The 22,503-nt window shown below is 61.4% G+C and carries 9 protein-coding genes; 3 read left to right on the forward strand and 6 right to left on the reverse strand.

Annotated features, from left to right (window positions below):
* Positions 1-105: 105 nt before the first annotated feature.
* Both G4D79_RS05010 and gltB read right to left on the reverse strand, forming a co-directional pair.
* Entirely contained in the window at positions 106-1,557 is a 1,452-nt protein-coding gene (locus G4D79_RS05010) for a glutamate synthase subunit beta (protein WP_003943594.1), read from the reverse strand.
* Positions 1,550-6,148, reverse strand: a complete 4,599-nt coding sequence (gltB, locus tag G4D79_RS05015) for a glutamate synthase large subunit (protein WP_031332633.1) — start codon at positions 6,146-6,148, stop codon at positions 1,550-1,552. The genes G4D79_RS05010 and gltB overlap by 8 nt, the downstream gene beginning before the upstream one ends.
* A gap of 556 nt (positions 6,149-6,704) precedes the next feature.
* Here gltB and G4D79_RS05020 point away from each other — a divergent pair.
* Together G4D79_RS05020 and G4D79_RS05025 are read left to right on the forward strand one after the other, a co-directional pair.
* The gene (locus G4D79_RS05020; RefSeq protein WP_099696875.1) at positions 6,705-8,144 is read left to right on the forward strand and encodes an NAD(P)/FAD-dependent oxidoreductase; all 1,440 of its coding nucleotides are present in this window, start codon (positions 6,705-6,707) and stop codon (positions 8,142-8,144) included.
* 824 nt (positions 8,145-8,968) lie between these two features.
* Positions 8,969-9,799 carry a HEPN domain-containing protein gene (locus G4D79_RS05025; protein ID WP_143542653.1) on the forward strand — a complete coding sequence of 277 codons (831 nt, stop codon included), beginning with the start codon at positions 8,969-8,971 and terminating at the stop codon, positions 9,797-9,799.
* 199 nt (positions 9,800-9,998) lie between these two features.
* On the opposite strand, the gene G4D79_RS05030 is transcribed toward G4D79_RS05025, so the two are convergent.
* From G4D79_RS05030 to G4D79_RS05045, 4 genes are all read right to left on the reverse strand, one after another.
* Positions 9,999-13,403, reverse strand: coding sequence for a Swt1 family HEPN domain-containing protein (locus G4D79_RS05030; protein WP_099696878.1), 3,405 nt, complete (start codon positions 13,401-13,403; stop codon positions 9,999-10,001).
* An 11-nt stretch (positions 13,404-13,414) separates the two neighbouring features.
* Positions 13,415-16,204 carry a DUF1156 domain-containing protein gene (locus G4D79_RS05035; RefSeq protein WP_235867726.1) on the reverse strand — a complete coding sequence of 930 codons (2,790 nt, stop codon included), beginning with the start codon at positions 16,202-16,204 and terminating at the stop codon, positions 13,415-13,417.
* 117 nt (positions 16,205-16,321) lie between these two features.
* Entirely contained in the window at positions 16,322-19,750 is a 3,429-nt protein-coding gene (locus G4D79_RS05040) for a helicase-related protein (RefSeq protein WP_099696945.1), read from the reverse strand.
* Positions 19,751-19,929: 179 nt separating this feature from the next.
* Positions 19,930-21,615 (reverse strand): DUF6119 family protein, encoded by a 1,686-nt coding sequence (locus G4D79_RS05045; RefSeq protein WP_180279546.1) that lies wholly within the window; start codon positions 21,613-21,615, stop codon positions 19,930-19,932.
* 542 nt (positions 21,616-22,157) lie between these two features.
* Between G4D79_RS05045 and G4D79_RS05050 the strand changes: the two genes are divergently transcribed.
* Complete coding sequence (locus tag G4D79_RS05050) at positions 22,158-22,499, forward strand: hypothetical protein (protein WP_007735779.1); 342 nt, start codon at positions 22,158-22,160, stop codon at positions 22,497-22,499.
* Positions 22,500-22,503: the final 4 nt, after the last annotated feature.

Here is a 22,503-nt window from a genome sequence, read left to right on the forward strand (position 1 = left end):
GTCCGATGCACGATTGATGAAGGTTTGTTACAGATCGTGCGAATTGCTTGCAGAAACAAAGCCGCACCCCACCGAATGCGGTGGGGTGCGGCTTTGTGAGAGCCTCTAGCGCTGCGGAGCCGCTGTCGGGTGGATCGGTGACGGAAGGGCCGTGACACCCTCGAGGTAGGTGTCCACAGCGGCTGCTGCGGAACGTCCCTCGGCGATGGCCCAGACGATCAGGGACTGACCGCGGCCCATGTCGCCGGCCACGAACACGCCGTCGACGTTGGTGTTCCACTTGGACGTGCGGGCGACGTTGCCGCGCTCGTTCAAGTCGACACCGAGATCGGTGAGCAGACCCGGCTTCTCGGGACCGACGAAGCCCATGGCCAGGAGCACGAGATCGGCTTCGAGCTCGAAGTCCGAGCCCTCGACCTTCTCGAAGCGACCCGACTTCATCTCGACCTCGTGAGCCTTGAGACCGGTGACCTTGCCGTTTTCACCGACGAAGTTCTCGGTGTTGACGGAGAACAGACGCTCGCCGCCCTCCTCGTGAGCCGAAGCCACGCGGAACATGAGCGGGTACGTCGGCCACGGAGTCTGCTCGGCGCGAGTCTCCGGCGGACGCGGCATGATCTCGAACTGGTGGACGCTGGCCGCACCCTGACGGTGCGAGGTGCCGAGGCAGTCCGCTCCGGTGTCGCCGCCGCCGATGATGACAACCTTCTTGCCCTCAGCGGTGATGGTGGGAGCGTCGAGGTCACCCAACTGCACGCGGTTGGCGATCGGCAGGAACTCCATCGCCTGGTGGATGCCGTCCAGTTCGCGGCCCGGGATCGGAAGATCGCGAGCTGCCGTGGCGCCGCCGGCCAGAACCACTGCGTCGAACTGCTCACGCAGCTCGTCCGCGGTGATGTCCACGCCGACATTGACGTTGGTCTTGAAGACGGTGCCTTCGGCTTCCATCTGCTCGAGACGGCGGTCGATGTGCCGCTTCTCCATCTTGAACTCGGGGATGCCGTAGCGCAGCAGGCCGCCGATGCGGTCTGCCCGCTCGAAGACCGTCACTGCGTGACCGGCGCGGGTCAGCTGCTGCGCTGCAGCCAGACCGGCCGGACCACTGCCGACAACCGCAACCTTCTTGTTGGTGGCGTGCGCGGCGCGAACCGGCTTGACCCACCCTTCGTCGAAGGCCTTGTCGATGATCTCGACCTCGACCTGCTTGATGGTGACCGGATCCTGGTTGATGCCCAGGACACAGGACGCCTCACAGGGTGCGGGGCACAGACGACCGGTGAACTCCGGGAAGTTGTTGGTCGCGTGCAGACGCTCGATGGCGTCGTGCCAGTGGTCCTTGTAGACCAGGTCGTTCCACTCGGGAATCAAGTTTCCGAGAGGGCAACCGTTGTGGCAGAAAGGAATTCCGCAGTCCATGCAACGGCTGGCCTGGGTCTTGAGGGTTTCCTTCGGGAACTCCTCGTAGACCTCTTTCCAGTCGAGCAGGCGCAACGGCACCGGCCGGCGAACCGGAAGTTCGCGCGACGTGTGCTTCAGGAAGCCGCTTGGATCACCCACGAGCTGCCTCCATAACTGCCTCGTCCACGTTCTTGCCATCCTTCTCTGCGGCCGCGATGGCCAAAAGAACCTTCTTGTAGTCGCGGGGCATCACCTTTGCGAAGTGACCCACCTGCTGCGACCAGTCAGCGAGGATGCGCGTTGCAACCTCGGAGCCGGTTTCGTCGCGATGACGTTCGATGGCGCCCTTCAACCAGGTGAAGTCGTCGCCCGAAAGATCCTCGAGGTCCACCAGTTCGGTGTTGAGGTTCTTCTCGAATGCCTTGTCGGGGTTGTAGATGTACGCGACGCCACCGGACATGCCGGCGCCGAAGTTACGTCCGGTGGCTCCGAGGATGACCACCTTTCCACCCGTCATGTACTCGCAACCATGATCGCCCACACCCTCGACGACGGCAGTGGCGCCGGAGTTACGGACTGCGAAGCGTTCGCCGACGACACCGCGAAGCAGAGCCTCGCCGCTGGTGGCGCCGAACAGGATGACGTTGCCACCGATGATGTTGTCCTCGGCGACAAAGCCTTCCGCTGCATCGAGCGGCGGGCGTACGACGATACGTCCACCCGAGAGGCCCTTGCCGACGAAGTCGTTGGCGTCGCCGTGCAGGCGCAAGGTCATACCGCTGGGCACGAAAGCACCGAAGCTGTTACCGGCGGAACCGGTGAACGTGATGTCGATGGTGCCGTCGGGCAAGCCCTCTCCACCGAACGCCTTGGTGACCTCGTGGCCGAGCATGGTGCCGACCGTGCGGTTGACGTTGGTGATCGCGGACTCGAAGGAGACCGCCTCACCCTTGTCGAGTGCGTTGCGGGCCGAAACGATCAACTGCTGATCGAGTGCCTTGTCGAGACCGTGGTCCTGCGTGCCGGTGCAGTGGACGTCCTGGTCCATGAACGCGGACTCGACCTGGGTGAGGATCGGCGACAGATCGAGATTGCCTGCCTTGCTTCCCTTCCAGTGATCGAGAGCGCGCGTGGTGTCCAGCATGTCGACCTGGCCGACGGCTTCGAGCAGCGTGCGGAAACCGAGTTCCGCGAGAAGCTCGCGAACCTCTTCGGCGATGAACATGAAGAAGTTCTCGACGAATTCCGGCTTGCCACTGAAACGCTGACGCAGCAACGGGTTCTGCGTCGCGACACCGACGGGGCAGGTGTCGAGGTGGCAGACGCGCATCATGATGCAGCCCGAGACAACCAGCGGTGCGGTGGCGAAACCGAACTCCTCGCCGCCGAGCAGGGCAGCGACGACGACGTCGCGACCCGTCTTGAGCTGGCCGTCGACCTGCACGACGATGCGGTCACGGAGACCGTTGAGCAGCAACGTCTGCTGGGTCTCGGCGAGGCCGAGTTCCCACGGTGCGCCCGCATGCTTGACGGAGGTCAGCGGGGTGGCACCGGTGCCACCGTCGTGACCGGAGATCAGAACGACGTCGGCATGTGCCTTGGAGACACCGGCCGCGACCGTTCCGACGCCGACCTCGGAGACCAGCTTCACGTGGATGCGGGCCTGCGGGTTGGCGTTCTTCAGGTCGTGGATCAGCTGAGCGAGATCCTCGATCGAGTAGATGTCGTGGTGCGGCGGCGGCGAAATCAGCCCGACGCCAGGCGTGGAGTGCCGAACCTCGGCCACCCACGGGTACACCTTGTGAGCCGGAAGCTGGCCGCCCTCACCGGGCTTGGCTCCCTGCGCCATCTTGATCTGGATGTCGGTGCAGTTGCTCAGGTAGTGCGAGGTGACACCGAAGCGTCCCGACGCGACCTGCTTGATGGCACTGCGACGCAGATCGCCGTTCTCGTCCGGCGTGAAGCGCGACGGATGTTCGCCGCCCTCACCGGAGTTGGAGCGGGCGCCCAGACGGTTCATCGCGATGGCGAGAGTCTCGTGAGCCTCGGCGGAGATGGAGCCGTAGCTCATCGCACCCGTCGAGAAACGCTTGACGATCTCGCTGGCCGGCTCGACCTCGTCGATCGAGATCGACGGCCGCTTGCCGATGTTGAAGTCGAACAGACCACGCAGAGCGGCAAGGCGCTCCGACTGGTCGTTGACCATGGTCGTGTACTCCTTGAACACCTCGTACTGACCTGTGCGAGTTGCGTGCTGGAGCTTGAAGACGGTGTCCGGGTTGAACAGGTGGTACTCGCCTTCACGACGCCACTGGTACTCGCCGCCGACCTCGAGCTCGCGGTGAGCGCGCTCTTCGGGGCGATCGAGGTATGCGACGGCGTGACGTGCCTGGACGTCGGCTGCGATCTGGTCGAGGCCGATGCCACCGAGCTGCGACTGCAGACCGGTGAAGTACTCGTCCGTCAGCTCCTGCGAGAGGCCGATGACCTGGAACAACTGAGCACCGGTGTACGACGCGAGCGTCGAGATGCCCATCTTGGACATCACCTTCAGGACACCCTTGCCGGCTGCCTTGATGTAGTTCGCGATGCCCTTCTCGAGGGTCAGACCCTCGAGCTCGCCGTTCTGCAGGAACTCGTCGATGGTCTCGAAAGCCATGTACGGGTTGACCGCTGCGGCACCGAAGCCGATGAGGAGCGCCATGTGGTGCACCTCGCGGGCGTCGCCGGCCTCGACGATGAGGCCGACCTTGGTGCGCGACTTCTCACGAACCAGGTGGTGGTGCACGGCCGAGGTGAGGAGCAGCGACGGGATCGGCGCGTAGTCCTCGGTGGACTCACGGTCCGAGAGCACGACGATGCGTGCGCCACCCTCGATTGCCTGCGAGACCTGGTACTTGATGCCCTCGAGCGCACGACGGATACCGTCGCCGCCTTCCTTGACGGGGTACAGGCCGCGGATCACGACGCTGCGGAAGCCCGGGAATTCGCCGTCGTCGTTGACGTGAACGAGCTTCGACAGGTCGTCGTTGTGCAGGATCGGCTGCGGGAGCGCAATCTGCTTGCAGGAGTCCGCATTCGGGTGCAGCAGGTCACCCTCGGGGCCGATGGTCGCGCCGAGGCTGGTGACAACCTCTTCACGGATCGCGTCGAGAGGCGGGTTGGTGACCTGAGCGAAGAGCTGCGAGAAGTAGTCGAACAGCATCCGGGGACGTGACGAGAGCACGGCGATCGGAGTGTCGGTACCCATCGAGCCCAGTGCCTCGGCACCGGAGAGAGCCATCGGCTTGACCAGCAGGTTGACCTCTTCGTTGGTGAAACCGAAGAGCTGCTGACGCAGGACGACGCGCTCGTGCGACATGTACGTGTACGGACGGTCCGGCAGGTCGTCCATGTGGATCAGACCTTCGTCGATCCACTGCTGGTACGGGTGCTCGGCAGCGAGTTCGTTCTTCAGTTCCTCGTCGCTGATGACCCGGCCCTGCGCGGTGTCCACGAGGAACATGCGGCCGGGCTGGAGGCGGACCTTGCGGACAACGGTGGACGGATCGATCGGCAGAACGCCGACCTCCGACGCCATGACGACGAGGCCGTCTTCGGTGATCCACAGACGCGACGGACGCAGACCGTTGCGGTCCAGCACGGCGCCGATGACGGTGCCGTCGGTGAAGCACACCGACGCCGGTCCGTCCCAGGGCTCCATGAGAGCCGAGTGGTACTCGTAGAACGCCCGACGAGCGGGGTCCATGCTCTCGTGCTTCTCCCAGGCTTCCGGGATCATCATGAGAACTGCGTGCGGCAGGCTGCGGCCGGCGAGGTGCAGCATCTCGAGCACCTCGTCGAAACGAGCGGTGTCGCTGGCGCCCTGGGTGCAGATCGGGAAGATCTTGTCCAGGTTCTCGCGGCCACCGAAGACGTCACTGTCGATCAGGGACTCGCGAGCGCGCATCCAGTTCTCGTTGCCGGTGACGGTGTTGATCTCACCGTTGTGAGCGACCCGGCGGAACGGGTGCGCCAGCGGCCACGACGGGAACGTGTTGGTGGAGAAACGCGAGTGGACCAGGCCCAGTGCGCTCTCGACACGATCGTCCTGCAGATCGAGGTAGAAACCCTTGAGCTGCGGGGTGGTGAGCATGCCCTTGTAGACGAACGTCTGGCCGGACAGGCTGGGGAAGTACACGGTCTCGCTACCCGGGCCACCTTTGCCGGCGCCTTCGGATCCGAGTTCGTGCTCGGTGCGCTTACGCACCACGTATGCACGACGCTCGAGATCCATGCCGGTGTACTTGTCACCCTCGGAGCCGATGAAGATCTGACGGAACGTCGGCATCGCGTCGCGCGCCAGTGCGCCCAGCGAGGAGTCGTCGGTTCCGACCTCGCGCCAGCCGAGAACCTTCAGGCCCTCTTCGACGACGATCTTCTCGACTGCAGCAGCAGCCTCGTGTGCATCGGCATCGCCCTGCGGGAGGAATGCGATACCGGTTGCGTACGCGCCTTCGGCGGGCAGCGCGAAGTCCACGACAGCTCGGAAGAACTTGTCGGGAACCTGCAGCAGAATGCCCGCACCGTCACCCGTGTTGGGTTCGGATCCGGCAGCGCCGCGATGCTCGAGGTTGACCAGAGCGGTGATCGCCTTTTCGACGATGTCCCTGCTGCGGCGACCATGCATGTCGACAACAAATGCGACTCCACAGGAGTCGTGCTCATTGGACGGGTGATAGAGGCCCTGGGGGCCTGGAAGTTGCTTCATACCCAGCCTTCGTATGCCATAAAGATGCACCGACGACCAGCAGCGCTGATGGCCATCAACTTGCAATGCAAGTCCTTCAAAGCACCGACACGACGATGTGTTCGGTACCACCGAAGTAGCCGCCCTGCGCAGACGCGATGGTGTGCGTTCTGGCACCCGGCGACGTGAGTCTTCGGTCGGTTGAAACTTTTGTGAGTCAACCGTGTAACGAAAACGATAATTCAGAACCCCGGCACGGGCGCAACTAAGGTAGCCCTATAATTGCTCTGAACTGCGGCGATGCAGGGAGCCAGAAGGCCCCTCGACAGATTTCGGAGCTGCGTCTGTGCAGAGAAGTTCCGATTCACAGGATACCGAATCCGCAGGAAACAGGCGCGATGGGCGATGAAAGCAACAACTGGCCGCAGCGATGAAAATCAGCTGCGGCCAGTGCGCCTCGAACTGTAACAAAAGTTGATCGATCAACCAAGGTCTAGGCCTGAATTGTTTGCTCGCAGAATGCCATCGCTGTAATTTCCGTAGGCTCACCCTTGAGAAGACGGGTGGCGAAGCGCAAATGACAACAGCAGTAGTGGTGGGCAGTGGTCCCAACGGTCTCGCGGCGGCGATCGAACTCGCCCGCGCCGGAATCGACGTCCATGTCATCGAGGGTGCGGACAAGATCGGCGGCGGCACCCGCAGCAGCGAATACATAGTCGACGGACTCGTCCACGACGATTGCTCCGCCTTCCATCCCACCGCTTTGGCTTCTCCCTACTTCAAGGCCCTCGACCGCGAATTCGGGCTCGCCAAGCATGGCCTGACGTGGCTGTGGCCCGAGATCGATCTGGTCCATCCACTCGACGACGGCACCGCCGGGGTTCTGTGGCGCGACATCAACCGGACCGCTGAAGGACTGGGTGTCGACGGTAAGCGCTGGCTCGACGTCTTCGGATACCTCTCCGAGAACTTCGATGAGTTGGTGCAGGACGTCTTCCAGCCGATCGTGCACGTTCCGAAGCACCCGCTGATGCTCGCCCGTTTCGGCACGGGCGCTCTGCTTCCCGCGACGGGTTTCGCTCGGATGTTCAAGACCCCACAAGCGCGGGCGCTGTTCGGTGGCGTCGCGGCGCACATGTTCGGGACGCTCACCCTTCCACTCTCCAGTGCTGTCGGCTCGATGCTCACTGCTGGAGCCCATGCTCACGGTTGGCCTGTGGCGCAAGGTGGTTCAGAATCAATTGCGGAGGCGCTCGCCTCGATCCTGCGCAGCCTCGGTGGCACCATCGAAACCGGGAACTGGGTCACCAACTACTCCCAGATCGCCGACTACGACATCGTGATGCTCGATATCGCACCAGACGTGGCCGGTCGTCTGCTCGACGGTCGGCAGCCCGACCGCATTGCCCGGGCCTACCGCAAATTCCGCTACGGCACCGCCGCGTACAAGGTCGACTACGCCGTGCGTGGTGATTCCGACGGGAGAGTCGTGCCGTGGACGAATCCGCAGGCCCGCAGGGCCGGCACCCTGCATCTGTCCGGGACGATTTCGCAAACTGCTGCTGTCGAACGTCAGACCGTTCGGGGTCAGATGCCGGACAAGCCCTTCATTCTGTTGGGCCAGCAGTTCTTGGCCGACCCCTCCCGATCTGTGGGAGACATCCATCCCGTGTGGGCGTATGCGCATGTGCCGCATGGATATCCGGGCAACGCAACCGATGCGATCACACGTCAGATCGAACGCTTTGCGCCGGGATTCCGGGACCGGATCGTGGGCGTCCACGTGCGCAATGTGCCGCAGATGCAGGCGTACAACCCCAACTATGTGGGCGGCGACATCTCCGCGGGGGCGAACACTGCACGGCAGATCATCGCGCGCCCCCGGTTCGGGCTGGACCCCTATGCCACCGGGGCCCCGGGCGTGTACCTCTGCTCATCCGCGACTCCCCCGGGCGGCGGGGTCCACGGGATGGGTGGGTTCAATGCGGCGCGTGCGGCGCTGAAGGCGCGGGGTTGAGGCGTCCCCGATGGGGACGACATTTCGGACACACGTGAACCTATTGTCACTGCCCAAGAAAAACGGAGAACTTCTGTCGGACACGCCCAATACGCAATACGGGCCGCAATTCTAGCTCGCCTGCGTTCCGGCCGCGCCTTTGAACAAGAGGTTGACCTGACCCTGTTGGCGCGCCGGCTGGGTCGCTTCGGATCGAGACCGGCGTAGCGACCGCTGGCGAGAAACTTTGGCATTGGTCCACATCAACGACGAATGGAAACTCGCGATGCCATCGACATCAAACTTTTACGGGTCGAACTCCTGTTCCCCGATGCGCTTCCCAGGTTCTCAGCTCGGTTCAACCCTGCAGCCTTGCGGCCGAAGGAATGGCTTCACCGCGGTCCAGATGGATACGAAATTTCGCACCTTCACAATGATCGAATCGGATCACGAAGTTAGAGCCGACCCTCCGTCGCCATGGCACTCAAATCTTCAGGTGGAGGATGACCACTCGCCAACCGTGTCTGTCCATCTCTGCACACCACCTCTGCGCGTTGACATGCGAACTGATCCGCAAACAACCGGGTTTGATCCCTTCAATGCCGTCGGAAACCCCGGACGCCCCGCAGCAATTCGACGTGATTGTCGACCCGGGTTTTCGACACACGACCCCTGCGCAATCGCCGCGGCTGACCAGATGCCGAATATCGATCTGTTTTCGACAAAAAGCATGCCTCTCGTATTGAGACCCACCCCTCCGAGACAAGTGGTTTGGATGCGGAAAAAGGTACATCTAAGGCTGCATCCAGTCACCTGATTCCGTTCCAATCACCTAGAGTCTGACTGTGGAAAACGACCCCAACGCAGAAGCAGTATCTGACGAGCATTCAGCTCAATTCGACACCATCGTCATTAGCAATATGTTCGAGATATTCGTCGCACCTGAGGTACGTCGTCGTGGTCTCTCGATTGCTCCGCGAAGTGTCGATCAGTTTCTCGCCGAGTTGCCCTCGGGTGACCGGTCAGTGGAAGTACGACTAGGCGATGAGGCGCGCATGGCGGTGACCCTTGCTAAGGCCGAGGACGGACTTCAATATCTTGACCGCATCGAACCGATGGAGGGAGAGGTGCACTCTGATAGTGGATGGGTCTGTTATTTTCGAGCCGAGAACGGCGCAGGGATCCTCGGTTTCGATTTCCGGCGCAATCTCGAACAAGCCAGGAAACTACTGACCAAGGCCGAGGGTTTCCTAGCTGTCGCAGTGAGCAGCGGAAACGACACTCTCTCTCCTGCAATAGATCTCCTCTATTCATCTGCCGAACTCACCGTGCAGGCATTGATGTTGCTCCAGTCGGACACAAACCAAAGTCATAAGCACAGACGAGAGTGGCTTAGGCGGTGGACCGCAGCGCAAAACAGCCCGGCTGACCACGCCCAGGTACTCGACAATCTCGCATCTCTGAGGGCGCCGGCGCGATACGAACCGAATGAACCAAAGCTCAAGCCCGGGCGTTTTCAGCGTATCGTTTCAACGGTTCAGGAGATGATCGATGTCGCCCACGGCTACGCAGGAAATAGATCTCCGAGTGTAAACGTCGAGATTGCGCCCGATTTTATGCGACACGAATCACGGAACGGGTCCCATTCCATTGCGCCCAAGGTGCTGGATAGCTGATCACTCTTTGCGAGATCCTCCGCCGGCCAAGATCCCTGTTGTAGGTATCGTCCACCTTAATGTCAATCCTGCAAGGGTGTCTCGCCGCTCTGAGGATTCGAGACACCACCCGGCGGGACGCCCATTATCCCGGATCAGCAGTCGGGTACGCCCACACCGTCCTAACGAATCTATGGAACGGTGTGGTGATTGCTGTGGGTTATTCGGCCTCGAATCCTGCCTGATCGAATTTGAGAACAGTGGCGTTCTCGCTGACTGTTCGGATCTTGTTTTCATCGAACCCTGTAGGGGTCGTTGCAGTGATCTCGATTCTCACTTCGAGTTGCACTCCGTCTGCGGCAGCGAGGTGTTGAATGATCTCGTTGGTGATTTTGTTGAAGTCGCGGACGTAGAAGTCCGAGTTCAGTTCGGTCGAGCCGAAGAAGCGGTTCTTTCGCGCCACCACGACCGGTTTTTCGCCGTCTCTCTTTCTCCCTCCGCGAGATGCTGCGGATGTCCCGCTCGCTGTTTCACCAGATTCAGCTTCGGTATTTGTCTCGGGATCTGTGTCAGTTCCTGTGGTGCCCTCACCAGAGTCGTCGGGCGGTGTGATTGCTGCGATTTCTCGCTTACGCTGTGCCTCTGCTCGTTCCGGCTGTACCAGCAGCAGCGAATCCGTCATTTGCGGCGGTGTCACCTTGTCTGAGGGCAACACCAGACCGACGTAGTCGGTGCCGTCCCAACTGTCGGCGAACGCGAAACCAGTTTGCTGCCAAATCAATTCGTCGAATACCGAGAGTGCGCCGTCCTCCAATACTGTGCGGTCGCGCAACCGGGCGAGATACGGGTACGTCGTGTAGAAACCGAACAGCTGCCCGAAAGTGAGGTGGCCGTCGCGTTCCCAGGCCGCGCGTAGCCGGCCGTCGAGATCGTGTCGGATTAGCGCCGGACCACGCTGAATGGTCAACCATCCCTCGTTGCGCAGGCGCGCGGCAGCCCGGACGGAGAGCTGCTCACCGCTGGAGTCTTTCTTCGCCTCGATCGTTAACGGGCGGGTTGCATCCGGCTGGATGGCTACCAGCACCCACTGGTAGGTCTCGAGCAGGCGGTCTCGCACAGTCCGGTCGTGCATGGCGACCCGATCGACAGCCTGCTCACGCTGCGCGAACGTCAGACCGAGACTCTTGTCGGCGTTGTCGCGTACGTATGACCATGCGAGGAAGTCGCGGACCGCTGTGTCGAGTTCCTTCCACCTGGTCGCGTCGGCTGCGAGGAAAGTAACCATGTTCCTGTGGCTGCGGGCGGCGTTGCCGCGGTGTTCCGTGACATCGCGGGCCCAAGCAACTGCGTCGGAGTCGGTTTTGGTGTGGGTGTGTGACGGCGGCACGATGACCAGGCGAACTTCCTGCTGGTCGGGCACGTCGGCTGAACTCTCCGGTGCCACGTGCACGGCGGTGAACCCGTCAGCGGCGGTCTTGCGGTGAGTCTGCAGCCGTTCGATGACCTCGTTCCAGACCTCCTCCTTGTGGAGTCGTTCTGCGTGGTCACGGGCGGTGCGGGTGGTGTTGGCCTGGGTGTCGTACCAGTACAGCGACTCGGAATTGTAGAAGTACGTTGCAGTGTTCGCGAGGTGGTTGAGTGCCGAGTGAAAATTGCCGGGTACATCGCCCGGCATCGCAGTGCCGAGAAATACCCGCTGCTTGTCCAGGCCTTTATGCGCCGATCTCAAGGTCGGGGTAGCACCCATGAACACCGTGCGAGCCAGCCGTTGTGTTGTCAGCCGAGTCCCCAGCAGCGTATTGGCCTTGTCCACCTGGGCCGGTGCCGAATTGGGCCCATCTACGTCAGTGTCGATCAACGCCTTCCACTTGTCGTCGAGGTACTGAGCGAGCTCGGTGACCACCTTGTCGGCGCGCAGCGGCACCGAACCGGGCATGATCAGCGGTGCAGTGTCGTTTTCCCGCCACAACTGCCCCACGATCGTGTTCATCAGCCGCAGCACACCGCGGGTGCGCTGGAACCGCTCCAGCGTGGACCAGTCCTCGTAGAGCCGGTCGAAGAGTTCGGGATGGATGGGGTAACAGCGGCGGATCCGGTCCAGATAGTCGTTCTCGATCACCTCACGAGGGAACTCGGAACGGTGATCGCGGTAGAAGTCGACGAGCTTCTGTGAGGTGGCGTTGATCTTCGCGAGGGCCTGACTGTCCGGGGTTTCGAAGAGTCGACGGCGGACGATCTCGAAACTTTCCTCAGCGTTCGCGGCCCGCCATTGATCGGCGACCCGGCCGACGGCCTTACGCAACATTTTCAGCGCCTCGCGGCCGTTCTCGCCGCCGACCTCCTCCTCGTCACCGACATACTCGCCGTCCTTCATCTCGGCGGACGCCGGGATCGAGATGAGTACAAGAGTGCCGGGGACGGCTTTCGCTGCTTCGGTCAGCGCCTGCGCGAAAGTGAATTGAGTGTCGAAAGTGCCGTCGGGCAGGTCCTCGCGGCCGTAGAGCTGACGCGCGTATGCGACCCACTCGTCGATTAGGATCACCGCGGGACCGAACTGCTGGAAGAGTTGGCGCAGCGCGTCACCGGGGTTGGTGCGTGCCTCGTCGGACTGTCGGATGATCTCGTAGGCTTCGCGGCCGCCGAGCTGCCAGGCCATCAGGCCCCACAGCGTGTTGACCTTGGTACCGTCTGCCATCTCCTTAACTGCGCCGGCCTGGATTTGGGTGCCGACGAGCGCGACCCGGCGGGCTTTGAGGAGGTCTTGGTCAGCGAGCACGTCTTGGACTTCCTGCGGATAGGCGGCCAGTGGACGACCTGATGCGAGATGCCACACCGCGAGCATCGAGTGGGTCTTGCCGCCACCGAAGTTGGTCTGCAGGTTGATGATCGGTGCGGCATTCAGATCACCGGACAAACGTTTGACTGCACGGACAGTGAGGTCACGCAGCCCCTCGGTGAGGAACGTGCGCTGGAAGAATTCCACCGGGTCGGTGTACTCGCTATCGCCCTCACCACGCGACACCATCGCCAAGTCGGCCGCGAACTCAGCCGCGTGGAAGTTTCCGCTGGCCACGTCCTCGTGCGGACGCAACACCAGGCGCCACGGTTCGAGACCGGCGGAGCCGACCTCCGTGGTCGGAGAGGCTTTGACGACCTTGCGATCCTCCTTGTCCGAGCTCAACCGCATCAGGTCGATCCGGGAGCGGCGGACCTCATCGGCGGAGTCGGGCGCTCCGATCGCACGCAGGAACCGTTCGGCAGTATCGAGGGCCCGGTACGCGTCATCGGCTGTGAAGGAACCGTTGTGCGCCCATGTATTTCGCACGTCACGCAGCTCCGTCGCCCAACTCTGTTCGGTACGGGAAAGATGTTCGGAGTACGGGTACCAACCCTTGCGAATCTGGTTCGGGATCTGCTCGGTGACCATCCGCAGCCCGTTCTGCGGATCGGTTCGGCTGTACGTCCTGCCAACACCGCTCTTCACAGAATCCTTGAGTGCCAGCAACGCGGTCCAGTCCTGGCCGGCGGGGATTTCCTTCGCGAGGACGTAGGTGTGGAACTCGTCGAGCGCGGTGCCGAAGAGCTCGAAGGCGCGTCCGATGCGGTCGCGGTTGCTCAGTGCCATTACTCGATCCCCTATGCGTCGAACGTGAGTTGGGTTGCTGCGTTGCGAGATTCGGCGACGATGTCATTCCAAGCAGTGCCGAGCGCATTGAACTCGACGGCGAGCTTCGTCTGTTTGCGGTCCTCAGCGATTGCGAACAACAAGAACGCCAGCTCTTTGCAGAGATCGCGGTCGATCGACGCCGGGACGTCCGCGAGCAGTTGCGCGGCTGCGGGCACGCCCTTCGCTGTGAGCAGACGGGACAGGTGCATCACCACTTCCCACGCGCTGATGTGTTGATCTGTGACAGCGTCATATGCCTTCTCTGCGTACATGACATCCAAAGCCTCAGGAGAAAGGAGCGTAACCTTGCCCGCGGGCTTAGTCAGGATGCCCGCGCGCTCGAGATGATCCAACGACGCATTGCGGGCGCGCGCGAGATTGTCTGCATCACCGAAGACTCCGGCATTAAAACCGTGCTGGCGAAACCAGGCGATCGCGAAGCGGGTATCGACGTCGAAGTCGCCTTCCTGCTCGGCAAGTACCTCGTCGAGGATCTCGTTGATCCGGGACAGTGCAGCACGGACGGTCATCTTGCTGCCGTCATCGGTGAGCACGCCCGAGTAGCGGGAGAACACGGCCATGCCGGGTCCGATCGCAGCCTGGGGGAGATCGACAGGGGCGATGGCGCCTTGCTGGAGCTCTTTGAGCTTGGCTGGCAGTTCGTCCTTGAGTGCGTTGATAAAGCCACGACGGTCGGTGGTGGGTGCGGCGTCGGGGCGAGGACGCAGGGCCAAAACGATCGAAGATGCCAGAGCATTCGTGCCCTGTGAGAGCATTCGATTACCGAGCTCGCTACGCATAGGCCAAGTGGCAGTGATAGCCCAGCCTGAACGAATCATGCCCTCCAACAAGGTCTCCCAACCAGTTGAGGCCTCGTTCATGCCGTCGGAGTCTTGCTGCTTGAAAGCGTAGTAAACGGTGATTGGGAAGTCTGGTACTGCGGACTCGCGGGCGCGACGGAACACCTCACGGAAGCCGTCCTCGAAGAACCTGTGCGCACCGTCCCTACCGTCATGACGATAAGGGTTGGCGACGAGTTCCTCGGCTTTAGGGACCAACATGGAGCCCATAAGCTCGGGATGGATTGATCGAAGCGAACGACGGAGCCAGACATAGAAGAAGTCCGAGAGATCGGAGTATCCGATGTTGTCGTAATAGGGCGGATCAGTTGATAGGAGAAAGCCTTCCAGAGTTCGATCGGATGCGGATGCTTGGAGTGAATACGCTGGAATCGACGGCGAAATTTTGTCGAGAACCTTTGCCATTCCTGTGATGCTTGTGACGAATCCGCCTGCATGCTTGTCTGCCAGGGGCGGAGTCTCGGCGTAGTCCCATGCCATGGGGATTGCCTGTCGGGCGAAAAGTGCGATTGCCTGATCCATGGTCGATTTCCATCTGGCGATGGCGTTGTTCATGTCAGCAATCTTGCTTACACCCAGCCCCAGATAAGTCGCCACTGCGTCCGCGTACGCCGCCCCGTCAGTGCCGCCTGCTTCTAGGCATGCGCCCTCGCCCATACCTGCAGCGAGCGTATCGGCAAGGACGCGCTCGCGTGCTTCAGAAACGAGGTTACTAAATGTAACTAGCGCCGTAAGCTGACGTGGGGTGAAGAGATCAGTGAAGGCAATCATGCCATAATTTGGAGTCTTGAAGTCCCGTGGGTTTTTGGCGAGGTTACCGTCCGGCACATCCATAGGTGGTTCTACCTGCGCCGCTGCCTCATGTATTGCTGTCGGGTCCAGATATATGCGTGTCCGCTTGCCCTCGGCAACCGCCGCCATCAACTGTGAGTTGATCCGACCAGCACGGCCTTCCTCCCGGATATATTTCAATTCCACCGCAGACCCGCAACCGATGCACTTCGCCCCGGTTCGCCCGATCGTGCCGTCAGTCTCTTTGGTCGGCGCCGACTTCACATCGTGTCCAATCGTGAATTTCACCGTTCCATCCACTACCGACGGTACGACGTAGGCTTCCTTGCCTTTCTTCTTGCCCAGCCACCATTTGCTCGTGAGTGGCATCGCGATCCCGCAGGCCGGGTTCGGGCAGGTTACTGTTCGGGCCCAGATCCACGCGATCACCATCGCCTCGGAGCCGTCGGGCAACGTCGCTTTCGGGTACAGGTGCCCGATACGCTTCTCGGCTTCGTCCCGCATCCACTGGCCGTAGCGGCGCACGTCTTCGGCGAGTCCGGTCGCGCGAGGCCAGTTGTTGATCTGTGATTCAGCTGCGCCCGGGAATACTGGCGGACGTCCGGCGAACTTCGGCGGGATCTCGATCAGTGCTTTGTTAATCAGTACCGCAACCGGGTTGAGGTCCGAGGCGTGGGCCTCGAGCCCCAATCGCTGAGCCTCGAGCGGGATGGAGCCGCCTCCGGCGAACGGGTCGAGGATTGGCGGTGGATTACCGTTGGTCGAGTTCAGGATCTCCTGGTGGGCTTCCGCAAGTAGGCGGTCATCATTTGAGTTTTCCCAAACGACGAGGCGTTCCATCAGTTCGTGCAGGCGCTTGCGTTCCGCGGCAACAGCCTCATCGGTCGGGAAACGGTCGGGATGAGAGGACGGGTCGTCGACCAACTGTGCGAACAGCACTGCACGCGCCGTAGCCAAGGGCTTGCGGGACCACCACAGATGCAGCGTCGACGGATGCCCATGACGGATCGACTTTTCCCGCGCCGACTCCTTGTTGATCGTCTCCAAAGGCAAGGCCACCTCGATGAGCTTGCGACGCGGTACGGAGGTGGAGTTTTCGGCGGGCACGGCGCGGATCCTTGTCTGAGTTGTCACCGCTGACGCGGCAAGTGTGGTGTGAACACTATCGGGCGACCCCGCCATCTTCCTGGGTTGGCCCTGGTCGGACGATTCGAGGTAAACCCACTATGAAGGTGAGGTTCCTTTCGCCCACGTCTTAGCCCAATCAAGGCGAACTTGGGTAGCAGCGAGGTCGCCCATCTCGATACGACGGAACGGCTCGTGTACGTATCGGAGTTGATCGTGGTCCGGTCCCTGGTCACTGACGGCGACGAGAGCGAGGCGGTGCTGATCGGGGACGTTCTTGCCATAGAGGACTTCGTTGAACGTGACAGTGAAATCTTCCGCACCTTCGATCCGTCCTTTGACCTCGATGAACACGTAGCGGCCTTGCGCATCGAGGGAACGGATGTCGTAGCCCTTGTTGTTGTGTGGCATTTCCTCGGGCACCCGTCCGAGTGCGCGTTCTGCGGCGAGGATCGCGTCGACTGCGCGGCGTTCGACCCGGGCAGTGTCCCGGGCGTATGTGGCTGCCGGGCCCGGCAGCATCCCTGCCGGGATGATCAGAGCAGCTCCTTCGACTCGGGGTGGTTTCGCCGCAAGTCGAGCTTGACGGTCGAGCTCGACGGTTCGAGCCTCCAAGCGCGCCTCGAGATCCCGGGCTCGGGCTTCGAGACGCTCGGGACTTTGTTTGTTTTTCGCCGGGCGACCGCGTTGGGCAGAGGAGCTACTGTCGCGGATACGTGCAGCTTCACTGTCGAGGTAGTTGACCTGTTGGGTGAGCCGTTTGTGCACTGCGGTGCGGGTCTTTTCCACCAGTGGCAGTACCCGGGACCGCACTTCGTCGAGGTGCTGGGGTTGGGCGTGAGCGATTGCCCATGATTCGGCGAGACGATCCACCCCACCGGCGAGCCACGACTGCGCAAGCACACTGTCCGCGGTAGTGCGGGCGGTATCGGGCAGCGGATGCAGGTCCAGATACGGAGCCGGCCCACAGCTGGTCGCTTGACCGTCTGGGGCCAGTGCGATGAATTCGAAACATTTGGAGACCACCTGACCTGTGCCGTCGATAATTTCCCCGGTCACCGCGACGATCAGACGCGGCTGTTCGCCAGGGTCTGTGGGATCGAACAGGACTGTGCCCGATTCGAGGGCATGACGGTGGGTCTCGATGGTGGCGTCGAGGACTGTGTCGAGCAGAGGATGGCCGGGGGCGAGGAACTCAGCTCTCGCCCCACCATCTGCATCAATATTGGCGGTGTCGAAGGTGACCCGGTGATAGCGCGAGGCTATCGGCAACGCAGCACCGGGTCGCTGCCGGGCACGTAATGCGGCCGGGACGTTGGTGATCTCGAATCGGCCCGCTTCGCGGCGGGTGAGCCGGCCACCAGCGCGGGCAAAAGCGTCTTTGAAGAACGCGGCAATGTAATGCGGCTGCAGTTTTCGTGCGCGAGCCTCATCCATCTCGCGGCGTAACCGTTCGAGCTCGTGCGGGTCGAGGCTCTCGCGGGCGAGGGCACGCTCGTCGAGGAGATCGGACAGTCCGCGGGCGACCTCGGCGTCGATGATCTGGTTGAGTTTGTCGAGCTGGGCGGGGTCGTCGCCGTAGCGAACGGCATCCATCAACAACCCGCGTAGTGGCTGGTCGGCGAACGCGTCTCCGAGGACGTCGAAGAGTCGACCTCCGTAGGCGCGGCGCTGGGTTTCCATTTTCTCGAGGAGTCGGGTGAATACCTGGCCCTCGCGGGTGCCTGCAGCGACGAGGTTCCACAGCCGACAGGTGTGCTTTTGCCCGATGCGGTGAATGCGGCCGAAACGTTGCTCGATACGGTTCGGGTTCCATGGCAGGTCGTAGTTGATCATCAGGTGCGCGGCCTGTAGGTTCAGGCCTTCACCGGCGGCATCGGTGGCGACGAGGACCTGGGTGGTGGGGTTGTGGGTGAACTGCTCACGGATGCCGCGGCGCTCCTCACGGCGGGTACCGCCATGGATGGTTACTACTGCGTCGGGCCGGCCGAGGATGTTGCGGATCTGCTCGGTTAGGTAGAAGAGGGTGTCCTTGTGTTCGGTGAACACGATCAGCTTCCGCGGTGCGCCTTGTGGGTCGCGCAGCAGGTCTGCGTCTAAGAGCAGGGACCGCAGTTCCGCCCATTTGCGGTCCTCACCGGAGTCGCGAACCTGCTCTGCGAGTGCGACGAGTTTCTGGAGTTGGGCGATTTCGACGTCGAGTTCGGCGACGGTGCGGGCTGCAGTCGCAGCGTCGACGACCTGTTCCTCGAGGTCTTCGAGTTCGTGGGAGTCGAGTTCGTCGGGGTCGGCGAGCCTGGACCCGAGTGTGGTGTCGTCGAGCAGTCGCGGTTGTGGGGTGAGCATGTCACGGCGTTTGCTTTCGAGGCGGTCGCGGCGTCGCTGCAGTGATCGCACGATCGCATGAGTCGAGGACGCGAGGCGACGCTGGAGCACGGTGAGGGCGAATCCGACGGTGCGGGCCCGGGGGTTGTCGGTGCCGAGCTGGCCGGCCTTGTTCATTTCTTCCCGCACATACCGGGTCACTTCTTCGTAGAGGTGCTGTTCCCCGTCGGAGAGGGTGTAGGGAACGGTTTCGGCGATCCGCTCGGGGAACAAGGGTTTGCCTTCGAAGGTGAGCAGTTCCTCTTTGACCACCCGTCGCATTAACCCGGAAGTGTCGGTGGTGTGCGCCCCTGCCCGGTATTCGCCCTCGAACCTGTCCGGGTCCACCAAGGCCATGAACGCCTGAAAGCTGGCTTCGTTGCCCGAGTGCGGGGTCGCGGTCATCAGCAGGAGGTGCCGGGTGATCTCACCGAGCTTCTGGCCAAGTTGGTAGCGGCGGGTCGTGTCGAGCTGTCCGCCCCACCAACTCGCCGACATCCGATGCGCCTCGTCGACGACGATGAGATCCCACTCGCTCGAGTCCAGCAACGCGAGTAGGTCGTCGTTGCGGGCGAGTTGATCCATCCGGGCAATCAGGATCGGGTGACGGTCGAACGGATTGGTATCCACGCAGGAAGCGATCAACTCCCGCGACAACAACTCCGCCGCGATTCCGAACTTTGTCGCAAGCTCGTCCTGCCACTGCTCTACCAGTGAGCCGGGCGCAACGATCAACATCCGGGACAAGTCCCCGCGGAGCATCAGCTCTTTCGCATACAGTCCGGCCATCACGGTCTTTCCTGCGCCGGGATCATCGGCCAGGACAAACCGCAGGGGTGTTCGTGGCAGCAGTTCCCCGTAGACCGCTCGAATCTGATGCGGCAGCGGGTCCACTGCGCTCGAGGCGACGGCGACCATCGGATCGTGCAGACCGGCCATCCGGATCCGCAGGGCCTCGGTGGCAAGCCGGAAGTCGGCAGGGTCGGCGTCGAAACCCCACCGCGCTTGGGGGGTCGCGATCCGCAGGCGCTCCTCGTCGAGCCGGTACAGCACTTGCTGTCCAAGGCCGCCTGAGGCGTCTTTGAAGGTCACGGTCACTGCCTCGGTGCCGTACCGATCCACGGCCACGATCGTCACCGGCTCCGAAGCAACACCGATCAACATCACACCTGACTGGAGGTCCTCCAGACGAGCTGGAACACCGTCAGAGGAACTATCTGCCACGCACCGCACCTTTCATCAACGAACAATCGGTTCATCGTGTCACCCTGAACCGACAAATGAGACGGATGCTCGACGGGGATTCGCGCCAGTGTCCCGGCGGGCAATGTCCGCGCGCCAGGTCAGGCTTCAGCGGTCTCGGGGGCAGCGCCATTGAGAATGGGGACAATGTAGACGTCGATTCCGCGGGATTCCAGATCGTTTACTGTGCGAACCAGGGTCACCTGGCTGAAGCTATAGAGAGTCTCGGCAGTGAACAATTTGCCTTTCCGGCGCGCGATCCCGAACACCACAGCTGGCGGCTTCTTCTTCACCAGGTGAGGATCGCCGCCGGCATCCTCGACGCGTTTCTTGAACTTCGTTCGCGCTTGATTGTCTGACATGAGGGAGTGCGCAGAATTGTGTCCTTGCGCAAAAAGATGGCTGGCGGGCGCGGATGAGTCGATGTTCTTAACATGAACCAAGTCGCCGTCAGATGTGAGGATGTCGCATGTTTCGAATCCACGCCTGTTCTGCAAGGTGTAGATCAGCTTCCTGTCCAGAAGCACTCCGCCGCAGGCATCCGCAGCGAGTTTGTTGTAGTGCTTTTCTTCGATTTTTTCGTCTTCACGATCAGGTGGCCAAGGCGGTAGTTCCCCTTGCCAGTTGCGGTCGAATATCTCTTGGACGCGTTTGGCGAGGTCTGCCGCGTAGGCATCGTCCATCAGATACCACGCACCGTCGTGAAGGAAATATCTTCGACCGGCGAGGGTTGTTTCGTATGCAATCCACTTGCGCAGAGGTATGTCGGAACTGATTGCTTCCTGGCCGTCTGGATCGCTGAAGAGTTGAATTTTCACGCGATCTAGGGAATCGAGGATGTTGTTCTTGTCGACAGATTCTTTGATGTCTTCTGCTGTAGGGACCCCTGCTCGGACGTCCCTTCGGCCTCTGCCCTTGACTACGAACGAATCGGGAGTCCCATTTTCGTTGACGCTTTCATGGGGCCACGCGGATCCGAATCCCTCAACAGAATCGGCACTGAGAGCTTTGACGAGCATTGTGTCAAGCAGAAGGGCGCTGTCGCTGCCCTTCTTGACCGCCACCAGTTGTTCGAGCACCTCGAGGTCTTTCTGGGCAGGTCGTGCGAGCGCTTCCTCGATCATCGCCAAGTCCGTGAGCAAGGTCTTCGGCGACAGTCCGAGTGGCATGCTCAGAGCATCCGCGCCACGTAGTTTGAAAGGTTTACCCACGCTGAGCCCAGACAACTCGGCTGCAGCGACGACTCGAGTAACCAGTTCACCGAAGCCGCCGATACCGAACCCGCGGAGGTGAGCACCCGATGGAATCGATGAGCGATCGATTTTCGCTCGATCATCCATGGTCTTACGGGTCAACGAGTTCAGCTTCTCAGGGTCGGCGATCCTGATCGCCAGACGTTGCCCGAATCCCGGATCGACATGTGCCTGATCGAGCAAGAGAAATCCCATACCGTATGTAATTGCCCACGTCACACTGTCGCCTGCATCGATCAGCAATACCGCTGCGGCCGTCACGTTCTTCGCGACGATCGGTTCCTCGATCAGTGAGCCGACGCGTTCAGTCCACTTCGGTTGCTCGGTTGAGATATGACCGTGCACCAAGAGTGCTTCGCGGTCGCCGACGGAACACTCGCGCGTCTCGAATCCTTCTGAATCGCCGAGGTATTTCTCTTTGATCGCGTGGATTTTTCCTTCAAGACCGGTAAGTCGGTAAAGCGTCGTGGGTGCGGAGGTCGAGCGGCGTTGCGCCAAGTGCATTCTGCTTTCGATCAAAGACGTATGGATCACGGATGACATAAGAGCAACGGCGTCAGCGTTGTCTCTGCCAACAGGTTAACTACAGAACCCGCCAAATCGGACAGAACCCGCAATACTCGATGCGTCCGTTGAACGCCCATCCATCTACCCCTCAAGGCTTCATTGTGGGAAGTCTGGCTCAGCAATCAGGTCAAGGAGAGTGCCGTTCACCTGACATAAGATTGTTCTCGGAGTCACACACTTGCCGAGTCGTTTTCAACCTGAGCTGACGCGATAACGACTGGCTGATCAGTGACTAGGTTTATTGAAATTATCTCGGGCGGTCCCGGCGATCACCGAAAGTTGATTGCTCTGGATCTCAAGTTCACCGGCGGATGTTTCAAACGACAATTTTGGAACACCGATAGATCTGCTCGCGATGTCCATCACGACAGCTCCCTAAGCGCGGAACACTTCTTGCGAACCACCCCGCAATGAAGTGGATGTCCGTTATCTTCCTTGGTAGTGGTTGCAATCTCGTGGCTCCACCGCGTTCCCACGCGGATGCTGTCACCACGAAAGGGAGCACATCTGTGAATGGACCCGCAACGCCTACTCGTTTGTCCCGGACCACCGCCACCCTCGGTGTCGGCGCGCTCGCTGCAGCGATCACCTTCGGCAGTGCAGTTGGTACTGCATCAGCCGATAGTCCGGTCGTCGACCTCGGCAGTATCTCTTTCGCGGTGACCAACGGTCCCGACAACACCATCTACGACATCAACGCCATCATCAATCTCCCGCCCGGCACACTGCCGCCAGGGATGATGACCCCTCAGATCACTGCGCCCGCCGCGCCCCCTCAACCAGTCGGCGACCCGTTTGCGGGCACCGCATTGGACTTCGTTCTGAGCTTCATTCAGGCCTTGGCCAGATAGCCGA

It is taken from the genome of Rhodococcus sp. WY5 (assembly GCF_018588185.1).
Classification (GTDB): domain Bacteria; phylum Actinomycetota; class Actinomycetes; order Mycobacteriales; family Mycobacteriaceae; genus Rhodococcus_F; species Rhodococcus_F qingshengii.

Bases quoted from the DNA above. Each gene is read 5' to 3' on its own strand.
- gltB (WP_031332633.1), bottom strand. From the start codon at position 6,148: ATGAAGCAACTTCCAGGCCCCCAGGGCCTCTATCACCCGTCCAATGAG.
- G4D79_RS05020 (WP_099696875.1), top strand. From the start codon at position 6,705: ATGACAACAGCAGTAGTGGTGGGCAGTGGTCCCAACGGTCTCGCGGCG.
- G4D79_RS05030 (WP_099696878.1), bottom strand. From the start codon at position 13,403: ATGGCACTGAGCAACCGCGACCGCATCGGACGCGCCTTCGAGCTCTTC.
- G4D79_RS05040 (WP_099696945.1), bottom strand. From the start codon at position 19,750: ATGTTGATCGGTGTTGCTTCGGAGCCGGTGACGATCGTGGCCGTGGAT.